Genomic DNA, 18,844 nt, shown 5'->3' with positions numbered 1-18,844 from the left:
GAGAAACCATGTGGGAGCGAGCTTGCTCGCGATGGCGGTGTCTCAGTCAACGAAGATGTTGAATGTGATGGCCCTATCGCGAGCAAGCTCGCTCCCACAGTAGTTTTGTAGTGTTTGTAAAAATGGTGCATCAGGCATAATCCGCCCCATCCATAACAACAAGGACGCCGCCCTGTGAGCTCAGTCAACAAGTCGATTTTGTTGGTCGATGACGATCAAGAGATACGCGAGTTGCTGGACACCTACCTCAGCCGCGCCGGTTTCCAGGTGCGCACTACGCCTGATGGCGCAGGGTTTCGTCAGGCGCTGAACGAGGCGCCCAGCGACCTGGTGATCCTCGACGTGATGCTGCCGGATGAAGACGGCTTCAGCCTGTGCCGCTGGGTTCGCCAGCACCCGCGTCAGGCCCAGGTGCCGATCATCATGCTCACCGCCAGTTCCGACGAAGCCGACCGGGTCATTGGTCTGGAACTGGGCGCCGACGATTACCTTGGCAAACCCTTCAGCCCACGCGAACTACAGGCACGGATCAAGGCCTTGCTGCGCCGTGCGCAGTTCGGTCAGGAGCGCTCCGGCGGCGAAGTGCTGGCGTTCGATGAGTGGCGCCTGGACATGGTCAGCCACCGCTTGTTTCACAGCGACGGCGAGGAAGTGATTCTGTCTGGCGCCGATTTCGCCCTGCTCAAACTGTTCCTCGATCACCCTCAGGAAATCCTCGACCGCGACACCATCGGCAACGCCACCCGTGGCCGCGACCTGATGCCGCTCGATCGCATCGTCGACATGGCCGTCAGCCGTTTGCGCCAGCGTCTGCGCGATACCGAAAAACCCCCGCGCCTGATCCGCACGGTGCGCGGCAGCGGCTATCAACTGGCCGCCAACGTGGTCGCCAGCAATGGTCACTGAGGCCTTCGCCCGGCTGATTCGGCGAGTGCCGGTGCCGCGTTCGCTGCTCGGGCGGATGTTGCTGCTGACCCTGCTGGTGGTGCTGTTTGCCCAGGCGCTGTCGAGTGTGATCTGGGTTTCGCAATTGCGCGCCACGCAGTTGGAAGGCCTGGTCACCGCCGCCCGCAGCCTGGCCCATTCGATGACCGCCAGCGTCAGTTACTTTCGCTCCTTGCCGGTGGCCTATCGACCCCTGGTGCTCGACCAATTGCGCAGCATGGGGGGCACTCGTTTCGTCGTGACCCTCAACGACAAACCGTTGGGCATGGAGGTGCTGCCCGCGACGCCGCGCAAGCAAGCGGTGCTGGAAGCGGTGGAGGAAGTCCTGCGCACGTCCCTGGGCAACGATGTCGATATCTCGGTGACCTTCGTCAGCCCCGAGGATCTGCGCATCTTCAACGGTGGCCTGAAACTCGATGAATTGCCACGCTCATGGGCGCACTACGCGTTGACCCTGGAACCGGTCAACCCACCGGTGCTGGTCACCCAGATCAAACTGGCCAAGGGTGAATGGCTGTACATCGCCTCGCTCTTGCCCGAGCCCTACACCAGCCTCGAAGAACAAGGTTTGCCGGCGCAGCAGGTCTGGTTCATCGTGCTCACCAGCGGTTTTCTGCTGCTGTTCATCGGCTTGCTGGTGCATTGGCAGAGTCGTCCGCTCAAGCGTCTGGCGCGGGCCGCACGGGACATGTCGCTGGGCGCCGAGGTCGAGCCGGTGGCCGAGGGCGGCGGCAGTGAAGTGGTCGAAGTCGGGCGTGCATTCAATGCGATGCGCGAGCGCATCAGCCGTTACCTGACCGAGCGCAGCCAGTTGTTCAGCGCTATTTCCCATGATTTGCGCACGCCGATCACGCGGTTGCGGCTGCGGGTCGAATTGCTCGAAGACGAACAACTGCAAGCCAAGTTTGGCCGTGATCTGGACGAGTTGGAGTTGCTGGTCAAAGGCGCGTTGCAGTGCGTCAAGGACACCGATATTCACGAGAACATCGAGCCGGTGGACCTCAACCATGTGCTCGATTGTCTGGTCGAGCCGTATCTGGCGCCCCACGGCAATGGCCGCGTGACCCAACAGGGCCGGGCGCTGGCGCCATATCCCGGCAAGCCTCTGGCGCTCAAGCGCTGCATCGGCAACCTGATCGACAACGCTCTGAAGTACGGGCAGAACGCCCATTTGCACATCGACGACGATCACAGTGCCTTCATTCTGCACGTCGACGACGAAGGCCCAGGGGTTCCGCAACAGCGCCTGGAGCAAGTCTTCGAACCGCACTTTCGCCTGGCGGGCCAGCAGCAGGGTTATGGGTTGGGGCTGGGCATTGCGCGCAACATTGCCCATAGCCATGGCGGGGAAGTCAGTTTGCAGAATTTGCGAGAGGGCGGATTGAGGGTAACGTTGCAACTGCCTCGCAGTGTTGATTAACCCTGTGGCGAGGGGGCTTGCCCCCGCTGGGGTGCGAAGCACCCCCCCCCTTTTTTTCCGCAAAGAGAATGGGACTGCAGCGCAGTCCAACGGGGGCAAGCCCCCTCGCCACAAGACATCACTCACCACTGAATTTGGATGAATGTCACTAGTCAGTGACATAACTCGCCCCCTTCGTTACCTGCCGGCCATCGCCCGTTGTTTAGACTGCCCTCCAGTCATAACAACAAAAAAGGTATGCCATGAACACCTTCCAACCTGCATTCAGCAGTTGGCTGAACGCGCCTGCCCATCAACAATGGCTGGCCGACGAAGGCTTGCGCCTGCTGGCATTCGCCAAAGCGTCGAAGCTGCCCGAGGGCTTCGGCCATCTGGACGAACACGGTCAACTGCCGGCCGATGCCCAGGCCCACACCCTGAACACCGCCCGTATGACCCACAGCTTCGCCTTGGCACATATTCAGGGCTTGCCTGGGTTTGCCGGACTGGTGGATCACGGCATCAAAGCCCTCAACGGTCCGCTACGTGACGCCGAATTCGGCGGTTGGTTCGCCGCGCCCGAACACTGCGATGGCGATACCGGTAAAGCCGCGTATCTGCATGCGTTCGTGGCGCTGGCGGCCAGTTCGGCGGTGGTTGCCCAGAGGCCCGGTGCCCAGGCTTTGCTCAACGATGCAATCGCGATCATCGAGGCGCATTTCTGGAGCGAGGAGGAGGGCGCGGTGCGCGAGTCCTTCAACCGTGACTGGAGCATCGAGGAAGCTTATCGCGGCGCCAACAGCAACATGCACGCCACCGAAGCGTTTCTCGCGCTGGCCGATGTCACCCAGGACAACCGCTGGCTGAGCCGCGCACTGCGAATCGTCGAACGGGTGATTCACGGTCACGCGGTCGCCAGCGACTACCAGGTTGTTGAGCATTTCGATCAAGGCTGGCAGCCACTGCCTGAGTACAACCACGACAACCCCACCGACGGTTTTCGCCCTTACGGCACCACGCCGGGCCATGGTTTCGAGTGGGCGCGGTTGTTGCTGCACCTGGAAGCGGCGCGGGTGCAAGTGGGCATGCTTACTCCGGGCTGGCTTTCGGTCGACGCGCAAAAACTCTTCGAGAGCAACTGTCGGCACGGCTGGGAAGTCGATGGCGCGCCGGGCATCGTCTACACCCTCGACTGGAGCCATCGCCCGGTCGTGCGCCAGCGCTTGCACTGGGTTCACTGCGAAGCGAGTGCTGCCGCCAGCGCCTTGCTCAAGCGTACCGGCGAGGCGCAGTACGAAACCTGGTATCGGCGCTTTTGGGAATACAGCGAAACTTGGCTGATCGACCGGACTCACGGCAGTTGGCATCACGAACTCGACCCGCAAAACCGCCCGAGCGCCGAGATCTGGGGCGGTAAACCGGACCTCTATCACGCCTGGCAAGCCGTGCTGATTCCGCGCTTGCCGTTGGCGCCAAGCATGGCCTGGGCATTGGCCCAGGTGTCTAGCCCGGCACTTATGTAACCATGCGGTGACATTTCACCGTCGCTTCGTTACCTGCGAGGTGGACTACGCTGTTTAAACTCTTTTGCAGCGCAAGCACCAGACTTGCATGCATAACAACAAGAAAGGTACTTCAGATGAATGCGATTTCTCGCCTCGCCACTGTCATTTCTCTCGCCTCATTGTTTCCCCTGACTGCATTTCCCCTCAGTGCCCTTGCCGCCGATTCCAAAGGTTCCGTGGAAGTCGTGCACTGGTGGACGTCGGGTGGCGAAAAAGCAGCGGTCGATGTCCTCAAGGCTCAAGTCGAAAAAGACGGCTTCACCTGGAAGGACGGTGCGGTCGCCGGCGGCGGTGGCTCTACGGCGATGACCGTACTCAAGAGCCGCGCCGTTGCGGGTAACCCGCCAGGCGTTGCACAAATCAAGGGCCCGGATATCCAGGAGTGGGGCAGCACTGGCCTGCTCAGCACCGATGCCTTGAAGGACGTTTCCAAAGCGGAAAACTGGGACGGCCTGCTGTCGAGGAAAGTCGCCGACACCGTCAAGTACGAGGGTGACTACGTGGCGGTGCCGGTGAACATTCACCGGGTCAACTGGTTGTGGATCAACCCGGAAGTCTTCAAGAAAGCCGGCATCGAAAAAGCCCCGACCACCCTCGAAGAATTCTATGCCGCTGGCGACAAGCTGAAGGCTGCCGGCTTCATTGCCCTGGCTCACGGCGGCCAGCCGTGGCAGGACAGCACCGTGTTTGAAGACGTGGTGCTCTCGGTCATGGGCGCGGATGGCTACAAAAAAGCCCTGGTCGACCTGGACCAGAAAACCCTCTCGGGCCCCGAGATGGTCAAGTCCTTCACCGAGCTGAAAAAGCTCACTGGTTACATGGACCCCAACCGGGCGGGGCGTGACTGGAACATCGCCGCTGCCGACGTGATCAACGGCAAGGCCGGCATGCAGATGATGGGCGACTGGGCCAAGAGCGAGTGGACTGCCGCGCACAAAGTGGCCGGCAAGGACTACCAGTGCGTGCCGTTCCCGGGCACCGAAAAAGCCTTCACCTACAACATCGACTCCCTCGCCGTGTTCAAGCTCAAGGCTGATCGCAAAGGCGACATCGCCGCTCAACAGGACCTGGCCAAGGTCGCGCTGGGCAAAGACTTCCAGAAGGTCTTCAGCATCAACAAAGGTTCGATCCCGGTGCGTACCGACATGCTCAACGACATGAGCGCGTCGGGCTTCGATTCGTGCGCCCAGGCCTCGGCCAAGGACTTCCTGGCGGACGAGAAGACCGGCGGCCTGCAACCGAGCATGGCGCACAACATGGCCACTTCCCTGGCCGTGCAGGGTGCGATCTTCGATGTGGTGACCAACTTCATGAACGACAAGGACGCAGACCCGGCCAAGGCCAGCGCCCAACTGGCATCGGCCGTCAAAGCCGCCCAGTAATCCCTGCGGCATCTACCTGAGTGAGTTCCCCCTGTGGGAGCGAGCTTGCTCGCGATAGCTGGCTGACATTCAAAAGAGATGTCGACTGTTACACCGCTATCGCGAGCAAGCTCGCTCCCACACGGCACGGGATCACCCTCTGATTCTCACTTCTCCACCTGGATTATCCCGATGAGCTCTGTGGCGGTTTTCAGCAAAGCCTCACCGTTCGATGCGCTGCAACGCTGGCTCCCCAAACTGGTTTTGGCGCCGAGCATGTTGATCGTGTTGGTCGGTTTTTATGGCTACATCATCTGGACGTTCATTCTGTCCTTCACCAACTCCAGCTTCATGCCGAGCTACAAATGGGTCGGCCTGCAGCAATACATCCGCTTGATGGACAACGACCGCTGGTGGGTCGCGAGCAAGAACCTCGCGCTCTTTGGCGGCATGTTCATCGGCATCAGCCTGCTGCTGGGGGTGTTCCTGGCGGTGCTGCTGGATCAGCGTATCCGCAAGGAAGGCTTCATCCGCACCATTTATCTGTACCCGATGGCGCTGTCGATGATCGTCACCGGTACAGCGTGGAAATGGCTGCTCAACCCGGGCCTGGGCCTGGACAAGATGCTGCGGGATTGGGGCTGGGAAGGTTTTCGCCTGGACTGGCTGGTGGATCAGGATCGCGTGGTGTATTGCCTGGTAATCGCTGCCGTGTGGCAAGCCTCGGGGTTTGTGATGGCGATGTTCCTGGCCGGTTTGCGCGGTGTCGATCAATCGATTATTCGCGCCGCCCAGGTCGACGGCGCGAGCCTGCCGACCATCTATTTGAAGATCGTCCTGCCGAGCCTGCGTCCGGTGTTTTTCAGCGCCTTCATGATCCTCGCGCACATTGCGATCAAGAGCTTCGACCTGGTGGCGGCGATGACGGCGGGCGGTCCGGGCTACTCGTCCGACCTGCCGGCGATGTTCATGTATTCCTTCACCTTCAGCCGTGGCCAGATGGGCATCGGTTCGGCCAGCGCGATGATGATGCTCGGCGCGATCCTGGCGATTCTGGTGCCGTACCTGTATTCCGAGCTGCGAGGCAAACGCCATGATTAATCAACCGCGTTTGAGCTTCAGTCGCGTGGCCATTTACGCCACGTTGCTGTTGGCGGCGGCGGTCTACCTGATCCCGTTGGTGGTGATGCTGCTGACCAGCTTCAAGTCGCCGGAAGACATCCGCACCGGCAACCTGCTGAGCTGGCCGCAAGTGATCGACGGGATCGGCTGGTTCAAGGCCTGGGATGCCGTGGGTGGTTACTTCTGGAACTCGGTGAAAATCACCGTGCCGGCAGTGCTGATCTCCACGTTCATCGGTGCCATGAATGGCTACGTGCTGTCGATGTGGCGCTTTCGCGGTTCGCAGTTGTTCTTCGGTCTGCTGTTGTTCGGCTGCTTCCTGCCGTTCCAGACCGTGTTGCTGCCAGCCTCGTTCACCGTGGGCAAACTCGGCCTGGCCAACACCACCACGGGCCTGGTGCTGGTGCACATTGTCTACGGCCTGGCGTTCACCACGCTGTTCTTCCGCAACTACTACGTGAGCATTCCGGATGCGTTGGTCAAGGCGGCGCGGCTGGATGGCGCGGGCTTCTTCACGATCTTCTGGAAGATCCTGCTGCCGATGTCGATTCCGATCGTGATGGTCTGCCTGATCTGGCAGTTCACCCAGATCTGGAACGACTTTCTGTTCGGCGTGGTTTTCGCCAGCGGCGATGCCCAGCCAATCACCGTGGCCCTGAACAACCTGGTCAACACCAGCACCGGGGCCAAGGAATACAACGTTGACATGGCGGCGGCGATGATCGCCGGGTTGCCGACACTGCTGGTCTACATATTCGCTGGCAAGTATTTCCTGCGTGGGCTGACGTCCGGCGCGGTCAAGGGGTAGAACATGGCAACTCTCGAATTACGCAACGTCAACAAGACCTACGGCAGCGGCTTGCCGGACACCCTGAAAAACATCGAACTGAAGATCGATGACGGTGAGTTCCTGATCCTCGTCGGCCCGTCCGGTTGCGGCAAGTCGACGTTGATGAACTGCATCGCCGGCCTGGAGAACATCAGCGGTGGGGCGATTCTGGTGGATGACGCCGACATCAGCGGCATGAGCCCGAAAGATCGCGACATCGCCATGGTGTTCCAGTCCTACGCGCTGTACCCGACCATGAGCGTGCGCGACAACATCGCCTTCGGCCTGAAGATTCGCAAAATGCCCGCCGCTGAAATCGAGGAAGAAGTGGCGCGGGTGGCCAAGCTGCTGCAAATCGAACACCTGCTCAGCCGCAAACCCGGTCAGCTCTCCGGTGGCCAGCAGCAACGCGTGGCCATGGGCCGGGCGTTGGCGCGGCGGCCGAAGATTTACCTGTTCGACGAGCCGCTGTCCAACCTCGACGCCAAGCTGCGCGTCGAGATGCGCACCGAAATGAAACTGATGCACCAGCGCCTGAAAACCACCACGGTCTACGTGACCCACGACCAGATCGAAGCCATGACCCTGGGCGACAAAGTGGCGGTGATGAAGGACGGGATCATCCAGCAGTTCGGTACGCCGAAGCAGATTTACAACGACCCGGCCAACCTGTTCGTGGCGAGCTTCATTGGTTCGCCACCGATGAACTTCATTCCGCTGCGCTTGCAGCGCAAGGACGGTCGCCTGCTGGCGCTGCTCGACAGTGGCCAGGCGCGTTGTGAGTTGCCGCTGGGCATGCAGGACGCCGGTCTTGAGGATCGCGAAGTGATCTTGGGCATGCGCCCGGAACAGATCGTTCTGGCGAACGGTGAGGCCAATGGTTTGCCGACCATTCGCGCCGAAGTCCAGGTCACCGAGCCGACCGGCCCGGACACCCTGGTGTTCGTCAATCTGAATGAAACCAAAGTCTGCTGCCGCCTGGCACCGGACGTGGCACCTGCCGTGGGCGAGACCCTGACCCTGCAATTCGACCCATCGAAAGTGCTGCTGTTCGATGCCAAGACTGGCGAGCGTTTGGGGGCGGCGGGCCTGCCGAAAGCCGAGTCGCACACAGCCAACGTCGCCCAATTCAAAGGCCGATAAGAGATCAATGTGGGAGCGAGCTTGCTCGCTCCCACAGGGGATGTAACCGCGTTAGAAAAGAAAAGTTAATAACAATAAAGAACGAGGATGTAGGGATGAAGAAGAACAACACCAGTGCCCGGTTTGTCTGCCAGCTGTCCGCGATTGCGGCGATGAGCCTGGCCGGTAGTGTGCACGCCGCCGAGGCGTTCAGTGCCGATTCGAAGTGGATGACGGGCGATTGGGGCGGCGAGCGAACCAGGCTGATCGAGCAAGGCGTCGACATCAAGATGGACTACGTCGGTGAAGTGGGCGGTAACCTTCATGGTGGCTATAACGACGACAAGACCGCGCGCTACAGCGACCAGTTCGGCCTGGGCGTGGCGCTGGACCTGCAAAAACTGCTGGGTTGGGATAACACCCAGGCGAAGGTCCAGTTCACCAACCGTAACGGTCAGAACATCTCCAATGACCGTGTCGGCGACCCGCGTGCCGGCACCTTGAGTTCCTCTCAGGAAGTCTATGGCCGGGGCCATATGGTCCGTCTGACCCAATTGTGGATCCAGCATCAGTTCCTCGACAATAAACTGGACGTCAAGGCCGGTTACTTCGGTGAAGGCGAAGACTTCAATACCTTCCCGTGCGAATTCCAGAACCTGGCATTCTGCGGTTCCCAAGTGGGTAACTGGGCCACCAACATCTGGTACAACTGGCCGGTCAGCCAGGCGGCGATCCGCGTGAAGTACAACATCACGCCTGAGTTCTTTGCGCAGATTGGCGCGTACAACCAGAACCCGTCGCAACTGGAGCACGGTAACGGCTTCAAGCTCAGCGGCAGTGGTACGGCGGGCACGGTCCTGCCGGTCGAACTGGTCTGGTCGCCGAAGGTCAACAATCTGCCGGGCGAATACCGTGTCGGTTACTACAAAAGTACCGCCGATGCCGCCGATGTTCGCGAGGACGTCAACGGTCAGGATGCGGCGACAACAGGCAAGGCTTATCGCTCCCACGATAGCAAGCACGGTTACTGGTTCGTCGTGCAGCAGCAACTCACCAGCCACAATGGCGACGCTTCTCGCGGGTTGAATATCGCGGCCAACGCTACCTTCCACGATAAGGACACCAACGTCGTCGACAACTATCAGTCGTTGATGTTTGTGTACAAAGGCCCGTTTGATGCACGTCCAAAGGATGACGTCGGAATCGGTTTCTCCCGTATCCACGTCAACGATGATGTGAAGAAAAACGCCGAGTTGCTCAACGTCGCCAACGGTGCCACTAACTACGATGATCCGATGTTCTCGCCGCTGCGTAGCACTGAGTACAACTACGAGGTCAACTACGGTTTCCACGTTACCAACTGGCTGACCGTACGCCCTAACCTGCAGTACATCACTCATCCGGGGGGCGTGGACGAAGTCGACAACGCGATCGTCGCCGGTTTGAAAATTCAGTCGGTGTTCTAACTTAAGCTGCGATAAGCTCCTCTCTATATGCGCATTTTGCGGATGGCCAAGGCTGTCCGCTTTTTTTTGGGGCGTGGAGATACTGTGTCGACCGCTCTTGCTCCCGCTCGGCTGCGAAGCAGTCGTAAACTCTGAGAGTGCAGCTTTAGTGACACGCAGCAGTGAATGGTTTTGGGGCCGCTTCGCAGCCCAGCGGGAGCAAGCTCCCTCGCCACAGAGTGCTGTGCAAGACTTTTGGATTATAAGTACCCCCATGATTTTCGGGACCGCGGCACATGCATGAGCATCCGCTACAACGCTTCTTCAAGTCCTTGCGCGAACGTCCGGTGTTTGCGTGGGAGCGCTATCAGCAGCGCGAAGTGCTGGTGATCGATCACCCACTGTGTCAGGCCGTGTTCAGCCGGCAGGGCGCGCAATTGCTGCATTTCCAGCCCAAGGGCCAGAAGCCCTGGCTCTGGTGCGCGGCGAAGTGGCCGCAAGTCGGGGCCATTCGTGGCGGCGTGCCGGTGTGCTGGCCGTGGTATGGCCGTCACCCAAGCGAAAACGCCTGGCCGTCCCATGGCTGGGCGCGGCTGATCGACTGGAAGCTGATCGACAGCAGCAGCGATGACGAGGGCGTGCGCCTGCACTGGCAATTGCAGCTGTGCGACTGGCAGGTGGACCTGCACGCGCACCTGGGCGAACGCATGGATCTGCGCCTGAGCACCGAGCATCAGGACAGCCTGCCATGCCAGTTGAGTCATGCTTTGCATGCTTACTGGCGTATTGGTGATATCGGTGAGGTAGCGCTGTCTGGGCTTGACGGCGTGCAAGGTTACGACCAGCTCAAACGTGAAACCTGCCAGCAGGAAGGCGAGTTGCGGGTCGATGGCGGGTGCCAGCGGGTGTTCCAGCACGAGGGCGAATTGCAGCTCAAGGACCACGCCTGGCAGCGTCAGTTGTGCATCGATACCGGCGACAGCGCCGACACGGTGGTCTGGCATCCGGGGTCACGGCCGCTGCTGGGAGTGAGCTGGAATGAGGTCTCGGAGTTTGTCTGCGTCGAGGCCGCCAGCGGCGGCACCGACAGCCTGAGCCTGGCGCCGGGGGAGCGGGCGCATTTGAGTTTGCAGGCGCGGGTGGGGGGTTAGCTCAAGGCTGGCGGTGTTGCGGCTGGCCCCATCGCGAGTGTGCTCGCGATGAGGCCGGGCCAGGCAGCAAAGATGTTGGGTTAATTAAACTCATCGCCAATCGGATACCGGCTGGCGTTGAGGCTTTCCTTGATCTTGCGCAGGTGTGGCTGGAAGTCGACGCCACGGCGCAGGGTCATGCCGGTGGCGAGTACGTCGAGCACCGTCAGCTGGATGATCCGCGAGGTCATCGGCATGTAGATGTCGGTGTCTTCGGGCAGTGGAATGTTCAGGCTCAGGGTGCTGGCCTTCGCCAGTGGCGAACCTTCGGCGGTCAGGCCGAGTACCGAGGCACCGTTTTCGCGGGCGATGCGCGCCACTTCCACCAGTTCGCGGGTGCGGCCGGTGTAGGAAATGATCACGAACAACTCGCCGGTGTGAGCCACCGAGGCAATCATCCGCTGCATCAGCACATCGGCGTGGGCGGTGACGGCCAGGTTGAAGCGGAAGAACTTGTGCTGCGCATCCAGGGCCACCGGGGCTGATGCGCCGAGGCCGAAGAAGTGAATCTGCCGGGCCTGGATCAGCAAATCCACGGCGCGGCTGATCAGGTTCGGGTCCAGCGCCTGGCAGGCGCTGTCCAGCGACGCAATCGCGCTGCCAAAGATTTTCTGGGTGTAGGCTTCGGGGTTGTCGTCGGCTTCCACGGCGCGGCTGACATACGCCGCGCCACTGGCCAGGCTTTGGGCCAGTTGCAACTTGAGTTCCGGGTAGCCGCTGACGCCGAACGAACGGCAGAAACGGTTGACCGTCGGCTCGCTGACCGAGGCGGCCTGGGCGAGGGCGGCGATGCTGAAGCGGGTCGCCTGCTGAGGATTGAGCAGGATCACTTCGGCGACTTTACGTTCTGCCTTGTTCAGGTCTTCAAGGCGATTCTGGATCTGTTCCAGTAAATTTCGCACGCGGTCCATACATGTTCCTTAGGTCGGCTATGCAAATGGGGCCTTTGAAGCGGCCCATAACGGTGGCCTATCCTACTGATGGCTCCGACCGACCACCACTCGGATTCTGTATTTTGGAAAAATGTTGTGGTTATTACTACATTTTTCCTTGAGCGATGTCTTGAAAAAAGGTATTTGTAGCTTAACTTGATAAAAGAACAAACATCATGCCTTCGATTACAGTTGAACCGTGCACCTTTGCCTTGTTCGGCGCGTTGGGCGATCTGGCCCTGCGCAAGCTGTTTCCTGCCTTGTACCAACTCGATGGCGCCGGCCTGTTGCACGAGGACACGCGCATCATCGCGCTGGCCCGTGAGCCGGGCAGCGAGCACGAGCACCTGGCAAACATCGCCGCTCAGTTGCGCCAGTACGTCGAGGCCAAGGACATCGATGAAGCGGTGGTCGAACGCTTCCTGGGCCGCCTGACTTACCTGCACGTCGACTTCCTCAAGGCGGACGACTACGTTGCCCTGGCCGAACTGGCGGGCAAGTCCCAGCGGATGATCGCCTATTTCGCCACACCGGCAGCGGTGTACGGGGCGATTTGCGAGAACCTGTCCAAGGTCGGTCTCAACGAAAACACGCGTGTGGTGCTGGAAAAACCCATCGGTTCGGACCTGGAATCGTCGCGCAAGGTCAACGATGCCGTGGCGCAGTTTTTCCCGGAAAACCGCACCTACCGCATCGACCATTACCTGGGCAAAGAGACGGTTCAAAACCTGATCGCCCTGCGTTTCGCCAACAGCCTGTTCGAAACCCAGTGGAACCAGAATTACATCTCCCACGTGGAAATCACCGTGGCCGAGAAGGTCGGCATCGAAGGCCGCTGGGGCTACTTCGACAAGGCTGGCCAACTGCGTGACATGATCCAGAACCACCTGTTGCAGTTGCTGTGCCTGATCGCCATGGACCCGCCCGCGGACCTTTCGGCCGACAGCATTCGCGACGAAAAAGTCAAAGTCCTCAAGGCCCTGGCGCCGATCAGCCCGGAAGGCCTGACGACCCAAGTGGTGCGTGGCCAGTACATTGCCGGCTACAGCGAAGGCAAATCGGTGCCCGGTTACCTGGAGGAAGAAAACTCCAACACCCAGAGCGACACCGAAACCTTCGTCGCCCTGCGTGCCGACATTCGTAACTGGCGCTGGGCCGGCGTGCCGTTTTACCTGCGTACCGGCAAGCGCATGCCGCAAAAGCTGTCGCAGATCGTCATCCACTTCAAGGAACCGTCGCACTACATCTTCGCCCCTGAGCAGCGCTTGCAGATCAGCAACAAACTGATTATCCGCCTGCAACCGGACGAAGGTATTTCCTTGCGCGTGATGACCAAGGAGCAAGGCCTGGACAAGGGCATGCAACTGCGCAGCGGTCCATTGCAGCTGAATTTTTCCGACACCTATCGCAGCGCGCGCATCCCGGATGCCTACGAGCGGTTGTTGCTGGAAGTGATGCGCGGCAATCAGAACCTGTTTGTCCGTAAAGATGAAATCGAAGCCGCGTGGAAATGGTGTGACCAGCTGATCGCCGGGTGGAAGAAGTCTGGCGATGCCCCCAAGCCGTACGCGGCCGGGTCCTGGGGGCCGATGAGCTCGATTGCACTGATTACGCGTGATGGGAGGTCGTGGTATGGCGATATCTGAATTCAAACTGCCGCAGGGCGTCAGCGCCCATGAGTTCAAAAGCCCGGTGCTGTTGGCCGAAGGCCTGGCGCTTAAAGTGGCGCGGCAACTGAGCGAAGCCATCGATACGAAGGGCTGCGCCACGTTGGTGGTTTCCGGTGGGCGCAGCCCGGTTGCGTTTTTCCAGCACCTGGCCAAGCAGACGCTGGAGTGGTCCAAGGTTGTGGTCACCCTCGCCGATGAGCGCTGGGTGCCGGTGGAACACGCCGACAGCAACGCCGGCCTGATCAAGCGTTACCTGTTGCAGGGCCCGGCCGTGAAAGCGAAGTTCCTGAGCCTCTACAGCGTTTCGGCCAGTCTGGAAGAAGCGGCGCAGCAGGCGGATCGTTTGCTCGGCGAACTGTTGTCGATCGACGTGCTGGTGCTGGGCATGGGCGATGATGGGCATACCGCGTCGCTGTTTCCCGGCAGCCCGAACCTGGCCGAAGCGTTGCAGGCCGACGGTACGCGCCGTTGCTGGCCGATGCTGGCACCGACCGTGCCGCATCAGCGCCTGAGCATGAGCCGAGCGCTGCTGGCGTCGGCGCAGTACACCGCGTTGTCGATTTCCGGTCAGTCCAAGTTGACCACCCTGAGTGCCGCACTGGCCGGTGACGATGTCGCCGCGATGCCGATTCGCGCGTTTCTGCAACCTACGTTAGAGATTTACTGGTGCCCATGAACCAAGGATCAGCCGCTATGACAACCTCCCAACCGACCGTTTCCATGGCGGACAAAGTTGCCCTGATCGACAGCCTCTGCGCCACGGCGCGGATCCTGCCGGTGATCACCATCGCTCGCGAGCAAGACATTCTGCCGTTGGCGGATGCGCTGGCGGCCGGAGGCCTGACAGCCCTGGAAGTGACCCTGCGTTCGCAGTTCGGCCTCAAGGCCATCCAGGTGTTGCGCGAGCAACGTCCGGAACTGGTGACCGGCGCGGGTACCGTGCTTGATCGCAACATGCTGGCCGCCGCCGAAGCGGCCGGTTCGCAGTTCATCGTCACGCCGGGCATCACCCGTGACTTGCTGGAAGCCAGCGTTGACAGCCCGATTCCGCTGTTGCCCGGCATCAGCAATGCCTCCGGGATCATGGAGGGTTACAGCCTGGGGTATCGGCGTTTCAAACTGTTCCCGGCGGAAGTCAGTGGCGGTGTCGCGGCCATCAAGGCCCTTGGCGGCCCGTTCGGCGAAGTGCGCTTCTGCCCGACTGGCGGCGTGGGGCCAGCCAACATCAAGAGCTACATGGCGTTGAAGAACGTGATGTGCGTGGGCGGTAGCTGGATGCTTGACCCCGAGTGGATCAAGAACGGCGACTGGGCACGAATCCAGGAGTGCACCGCCGAGGCGCTGGCCCTGCTGGACTGACCGGCTGTTCGTTAGCGAAGAATCGTTGTTGTGTTCTACGGCTTTACGGTGCACTTGGTCGGTGCGCCGTTTTTTTTGCGCATTTTTCAGCGGTGGACGAGTCCGTACCTTGTAGACGGCTTGTAAACAGATTGTAGATATAGTTACCGCAGATGGTCGCCGGTTCTCCTTCACGCTGCGCGAATGGCTGATGCTCTATCAGCCCTTCAAGACCACCGATGAGGAGTTCAGATCATGGATGATCACCCAACCACCCCGTCCCCCCAAGCGCACGTTTGCGTGCTGGCACCGGAACAGATTGCCGGGCCCTATTTCCGAAACCCGAAACTGATCCGCAGGAACATCAGCGAGGGCAGCAGTGGTGTTCCGTTGTTGCTCAGGCTGCGGATCGTTGACGCGGCGACGTGCCTGCCGGTCAGTGATGCGCTGGTCGACATCTGGCACTGCAATGCACGGGGTGCCTATTCCGGCTGGAGCAAAGTGAATCCGGATCAGGAAGTCAGCGTCGGCAGCATCGGCGCCATTCCCCGAACCGACGACGACACGTACCTGCGCGGCGGTCAGTTCAGCGACAGGAACGGGTGTGTCAGGTTTACCAGCATTTATCCGGGGTTCTATGCCGGACGCGCGCTGCACATTCATGTGGCGGTGCGGATCATGGGCAGCAACTACCTCGATGATCGGCACGTGGCCTGGGTCGGGCAGCTGTATCTCCCCGAGGTTGCGTCGCGCCCGGTGCTCAACACCCAGGAGTACGCCGGTCGCACTGTGTCGGTGTTGAACAATGCCGAGGATGACTACTACACGCGCATGGGAGGAGAGCGATCGACCTTGAGCATTTACCCCATCGGCCGCGATTCCTGGGAGGACGGTTACTTCGGGTACATGAGCATCGGCATCGACACCCAAGCGGTGTCGGAGCACATCAAACCCGAGGACTTCGACACGTACACCGTATGAGTCCGGCACCCGAGAACAGGCTCGGGCACCAGAGGGTTCAACTCAGTTCGATCAACGCCTGTGCCAACCGCTGCATCTGCGCCGCCGTGGTAGTGAACCCCGGCGTGATACGGATGCACGGCCCCGTCGCTGCGCCGTTACGGGTGACGGTAAACAGGTTGTGCTCATTGAGCAGGCGCTCGACCATCTGTTGCTGGTCGGCATGCCGGGTAAAGCGCATCGAGGTGATGCCGCAATACAGTCGCGGATCGTCGGGGGTCATGACTTCGATCCCCGGCACACCGCGCACGGCACCCACCCAGAGGTTGCGCAGGTAGTTGAGCCGCGCGCCCTTGGCTGCCGAGCCGCCCATGGCACGGTGCTCTTCGAGCACCAGCGGCAAGGTCAGCAGCGCCGGAATGTTCGGGGTGCTGTAGGGCGTGCGCGAGCGGATATCGTTGTCCGGGAAATGGCTTTCGCCCATGTCCGGGTCGATGTCGGCCAGACGCGACGGCGCGATGTAGGCGAAGCCGAGGGTCAGCGGTGCGCCGATCCATTTGTGCAGGTTGAAGCCGGCAAAGGCAATGCCCAGCTCATCGAGGTTGAACTCGATCTGCCCGAGGGCGTGGGCGCCGTCGAGGATCACGTCCACGCCGTGCTGTTTGGCCGCTGCGGCGATCGCCTGGACCGGCATGACCAGGCCCGTGCGGTGGGTGACGTGGGTGAGCGCCATCAGCTTGAGCCGTGGGTAACGCACGAACGCTTCGCGGTAAGTGGCCAGCAGACTGTCGAAAGTGGCCGGGTGCGAGTGGTTGATCTCGATCACTTCGACGCCGCGATAACGCGCGAGCCAGCGCATCGCGCCCTTGACCGTGTCGTAATCCAGGTCACAGATCAGCACCTGGTCGCCTGGTTCCAGGCGGTTGTAGTTGCGGATCAGCGCTTGCAACGCATCGGAGGCGTTGCGGGTGAGGGCGACCGCTTCAGGCGCGGCGCCGATCAGCTCGGCCACCTGCCGACGCACCTCCAGGCTTTCGATCTGTTCGAAGCGTTGGCGTACATGCACCGAGTTGCTGCGGTTGATGAAGTCGATGTGGCGCTGATATTCCTCGATCACGGTGCGGGACATGCGCCCGAAGTAGCCGTTTTCCAGGTTGATGGGCTCGGGTACGACGTCATAACGGTCGGCGAATGTCTGCCAGAAGGCTTCGTCGTGGGCGCGGTGCGTGTTGTCGGGCATGGGCGGCTCTGTCAGTCAGTGGCGAGGTTTGGGTTTGCCGTGTTTGGCGCGCAATGGGTCAAGCAGGTCGGACAGGCCGTTGTGATCGATTTCCTGCATCAAGGCCAGCAAGCCACCCAGTTCACCGTGAGGGAAACCTTCGCGGGCAAACCAGTTCAGGTATTGGCCCGGCAGGTCGGCCAGGATGCGGCCCTTGTACTTGCCGAAGGGCATTTCGCGGGTTACCAGCAGTTCGAGTTTTTCAGGGTTCATCGATCGTTCGTCTTGAGTGAAGCAGTCTGGAAAATACAGGCATTCTGCATGCAGGCCAATTGACAGATCATGCAAAAAACGCGGATACAGATGCAGGTTAAAAATTTAACTTGTTGAAATGTAAGATAAAAAAATTCAATTCAAGGCTGGCATGCCGGGTGCAACACCTATGGCAACTCTCAACCCGCAAGGAATTGAAAAATGACCGACATGAATAAAGAAGCCATTTCAGTCCTGAACGACCTGATCGAGACCAGCAAGGACGGTCAGGAAGGTTTCAAGACCTGTGCTGAAGATATCAAGCATCCTGAACTCAAGGCGCTGTTTGTCAAACGTTCAGCCGATTGCGCGACAGCCGCCGCCGAACTGCAAGGCACGGTGCGCTCGATGGGGGGCGATCCTGAGACGAGCACCAGCCTCAGCGGTGACGTGCACCGTCGTTGGGTCGACCTCAAGTCGCTGGTTACCGGCAAGGACGAGGAGGCCGTGCTCAACGAAGCCGAGCGGGGCGAGGACCATGCCCTGAAGGCGTACAAGCACGCCATCGAGAAAATCAACAAACACAACCTGGTGGGTATTCGTGACCTGGTGGAGCGTCAGTACCATGGCGTTCAACGCAACCACGATCAGGTCAAAGCGCTGCGCAACCAGGCGCGCGCCCGTTCTTAAACGCGTGTGAACGGTCGAAAACGCCAGCCAGCCTGGCTAATGCCAGTCAGTTAAGGATTGAATACCGCAATCCTTGTGGGAGCGAGCTTGCTCCGGGCGACGATTCGACGAAGGCTGCGTCACAGTCAACATTGATGTTGAATGCAATGCCCGCTTCGCGAGCAAGCTCACTCCCACATTTTATTCGGCTAGCCACACCATTCCGATCGGCGCAGTTCTAGTGTGGGGCGAGCCGGCTCCGGGCGCCGATTCAACATCGATGTTGTCTGTTAAACCCCGCCTTCGCGGGCACCGCAAGACTGCTCGTGGCATCAGCCGATGCTGATCGCCGGCAATGTCGGCAAGGTCACGGTCTGCTGTTTGCGCGGCGCGAGGATTTCAGCCTCACCGTCCACCACCAACTCATCGCGTTGGTTGAACACGCGGGTGGCGATGCGGACACGGAATTTCGGCAGTTTTTCGAGGATCTCCAGGCGCACGGTCAGGGTGTCGCCGATCTTCACTGGCTTCTGGAAGCTCATCTGCTGGCCGATGTAAATAGTGCCCGGCCCAGGCAGTTCGCAAGCGACCGCGGCACTGATCAACGCGCCGCTGAACATGCCGTGGGCGATGCGCTCCTTGAACATGCTGGCAGCGGCGAATTCGGCGTCCAGGTGCACCGGGTTGTGGTCGCCGGACATCGCGGCGAACAACTGGATATCGCGTTCTTCGACGGTCTTGCTGTAGCTGGCGGTCTGGCCGACTTCAAGGGCTTCGTAAGGGGTGTTGGTAACCTGAGTCATCTGTTTAAAGTCCTGTTGACGAA

General features: G+C 60.4%; 18 protein-coding genes. 14 read left to right on the top strand and 4 right to left on the bottom strand.

All coding sequences use genetic code 11. The features are described from left to right. Nucleotides 1–174 precede the first annotated feature (174 nt). The 9 genes from AABM54_RS19510 (at nucleotide 175) to AABM54_RS19470 (ending at nucleotide 10,939) form a co-directional block, all read left to right on the top strand. Nucleotides 175–906 (top strand): response regulator transcription factor, encoded by a 732-nt coding sequence (locus AABM54_RS19510; protein ID WP_347901620.1) that lies wholly within the window; start codon nucleotides 175–177, stop codon nucleotides 904–906. Then, entirely contained in the window at nucleotides 896–2,365 is a 1,470-nt protein-coding gene (locus AABM54_RS19505; RefSeq protein WP_347901619.1) for an ATP-binding protein, read from the top strand. The genes AABM54_RS19510 and AABM54_RS19505 overlap by 11 nt, the downstream gene beginning before the upstream one ends. A 242-nt stretch (nucleotides 2,366–2,607) precedes the next feature. After that, on the top strand, nucleotides 2,608–3,867 hold the full coding sequence (locus AABM54_RS19500) for an AGE family epimerase/isomerase (protein WP_347901618.1): 1,260 nt from the start codon (nucleotides 2,608–2,610) through the stop codon (nucleotides 3,865–3,867). A gap of 116 nt (nucleotides 3,868–3,983) precedes the next feature. Next, nucleotides 3,984–5,291, top strand: coding sequence for an ABC transporter substrate-binding protein (locus AABM54_RS19495; protein ID WP_347901617.1), 1,308 nt, complete (start codon nucleotides 3,984–3,986; stop codon nucleotides 5,289–5,291). 171 nt (nucleotides 5,292–5,462) lie between these two features. Next, entirely contained in the window at nucleotides 5,463–6,371 is a 909-nt protein-coding gene (locus AABM54_RS19490) for a sugar ABC transporter permease (RefSeq protein ID WP_347901616.1), read from the top strand. Beyond that, on the top strand, nucleotides 6,364–7,200 hold the full coding sequence (locus tag AABM54_RS19485; RefSeq protein WP_347901615.1) for a carbohydrate ABC transporter permease: 837 nt from the start codon (nucleotides 6,364–6,366) through the stop codon (nucleotides 7,198–7,200). Before AABM54_RS19490 ends, AABM54_RS19485 begins: the two co-directional genes overlap by 8 nt. Before the next feature lie 3 nt (nucleotides 7,201–7,203). Beyond that, complete coding sequence (locus AABM54_RS19480) at nucleotides 7,204–8,364, top strand: ABC transporter ATP-binding protein (protein WP_347901614.1); 1,161 nt, start codon at nucleotides 7,204–7,206, stop codon at nucleotides 8,362–8,364. 95 nt (nucleotides 8,365–8,459) lie between these two features. Next, nucleotides 8,460–9,809 carry a carbohydrate porin gene (locus tag AABM54_RS19475; protein ID WP_347901613.1) on the top strand — a complete coding sequence of 450 codons (1,350 nt, stop codon included), beginning with the start codon at nucleotides 8,460–8,462 and terminating at the stop codon, nucleotides 9,807–9,809. 275 nt (nucleotides 9,810–10,084) lie between these two features. After that, on the top strand, nucleotides 10,085–10,939 hold the full coding sequence (locus AABM54_RS19470) for a D-hexose-6-phosphate mutarotase (RefSeq protein WP_347901612.1): 855 nt from the start codon (nucleotides 10,085–10,087) through the stop codon (nucleotides 10,937–10,939). An 80-nt stretch (nucleotides 10,940–11,019) separates the two neighbouring features. Here the strand turns inward: AABM54_RS19470 and AABM54_RS19465 are convergent, their stop codons facing one another. Then, complete coding sequence (locus tag AABM54_RS19465; RefSeq protein WP_177318273.1) at nucleotides 11,020–11,880, bottom strand: MurR/RpiR family transcriptional regulator; 861 nt, start codon at nucleotides 11,878–11,880, stop codon at nucleotides 11,020–11,022. A 206-nt stretch (nucleotides 11,881–12,086) separates the two neighbouring features. Between AABM54_RS19465 and zwf the strand changes: the two genes are divergently transcribed. The 4 genes from zwf to AABM54_RS19445 all read left to right on the top strand — a co-directional run bounded on the left by zwf (nucleotide 12,087) and on the right by AABM54_RS19445 (nucleotide 15,899). Next, nucleotides 12,087–13,556, top strand: a complete 1,470-nt coding sequence (gene zwf, locus AABM54_RS19460) for a glucose-6-phosphate dehydrogenase (RefSeq protein WP_347901611.1) — start codon at nucleotides 12,087–12,089, stop codon at nucleotides 13,554–13,556. Next, the gene (pgl, locus tag AABM54_RS19455; RefSeq protein WP_347901610.1) at nucleotides 13,543–14,256 is read left to right on the top strand and encodes a 6-phosphogluconolactonase; all 714 of its coding nucleotides are present in this window, start codon (nucleotides 13,543–13,545) and stop codon (nucleotides 14,254–14,256) included. Before zwf ends, pgl begins: the two co-directional genes overlap by 14 nt. Before the next feature lie 17 nt (nucleotides 14,257–14,273). Further along, on the top strand, nucleotides 14,274–14,939 hold the full coding sequence (locus AABM54_RS19450) for a bifunctional 4-hydroxy-2-oxoglutarate aldolase/2-dehydro-3-deoxy-phosphogluconate aldolase (RefSeq protein ID WP_347901609.1): 666 nt from the start codon (nucleotides 14,274–14,276) through the stop codon (nucleotides 14,937–14,939). Between the two features lie 234 nt (nucleotides 14,940–15,173). Then, entirely contained in the window at nucleotides 15,174–15,899 is a 726-nt protein-coding gene (locus AABM54_RS19445) for an intradiol ring-cleavage dioxygenase (protein ID WP_347901608.1), read from the top strand. 37 nt (nucleotides 15,900–15,936) lie between these two features. Here the strand turns inward: AABM54_RS19445 and AABM54_RS19440 are convergent, their stop codons facing one another. Continuing rightward, on the bottom strand, nucleotides 15,937–17,118 hold the full coding sequence (locus AABM54_RS19440; protein ID WP_347901607.1) for an aminotransferase class V-fold PLP-dependent enzyme: 1,182 nt from the start codon (nucleotides 17,116–17,118) through the stop codon (nucleotides 15,937–15,939). 15 nt (nucleotides 17,119–17,133) lie between these two features. Then, the gene (locus AABM54_RS19435) at nucleotides 17,134–17,370 is read right to left on the bottom strand and encodes a DUF3820 family protein (protein ID WP_274108324.1); all 237 of its coding nucleotides are present in this window, start codon (nucleotides 17,368–17,370) and stop codon (nucleotides 17,134–17,136) included. A gap of 201 nt (nucleotides 17,371–17,571) precedes the next feature. Here AABM54_RS19435 and AABM54_RS19430 point away from each other — a divergent pair, with 201 nt between their 5' ends. Further along, nucleotides 17,572–18,039 carry a PA2169 family four-helix-bundle protein gene (locus tag AABM54_RS19430; protein WP_347901606.1) on the top strand — a complete coding sequence of 156 codons (468 nt, stop codon included), beginning with the start codon at nucleotides 17,572–17,574 and terminating at the stop codon, nucleotides 18,037–18,039. A 311-nt stretch (nucleotides 18,040–18,350) separates the two neighbouring features. On the opposite strand, the gene AABM54_RS19425 is transcribed toward AABM54_RS19430, so the two are convergent. Beyond that, the gene (locus AABM54_RS19425; RefSeq protein ID WP_071553717.1) at nucleotides 18,351–18,821 is read right to left on the bottom strand and encodes a MaoC family dehydratase; all 471 of its coding nucleotides are present in this window, start codon (nucleotides 18,819–18,821) and stop codon (nucleotides 18,351–18,353) included. Between the last annotated feature and the right edge of the window lie 23 nt (nucleotides 18,822–18,844).

Origin of the sequence: Pseudomonas purpurea (assembly GCF_039908635.1) — a bacterium.
GTDB classification, from domain to species: Bacteria; Pseudomonadota; Gammaproteobacteria; order Pseudomonadales; family Pseudomonadaceae; genus Aquipseudomonas; species Aquipseudomonas purpurea.
This window is presented reverse-complemented; position numbering and strand designations above follow the sequence as displayed.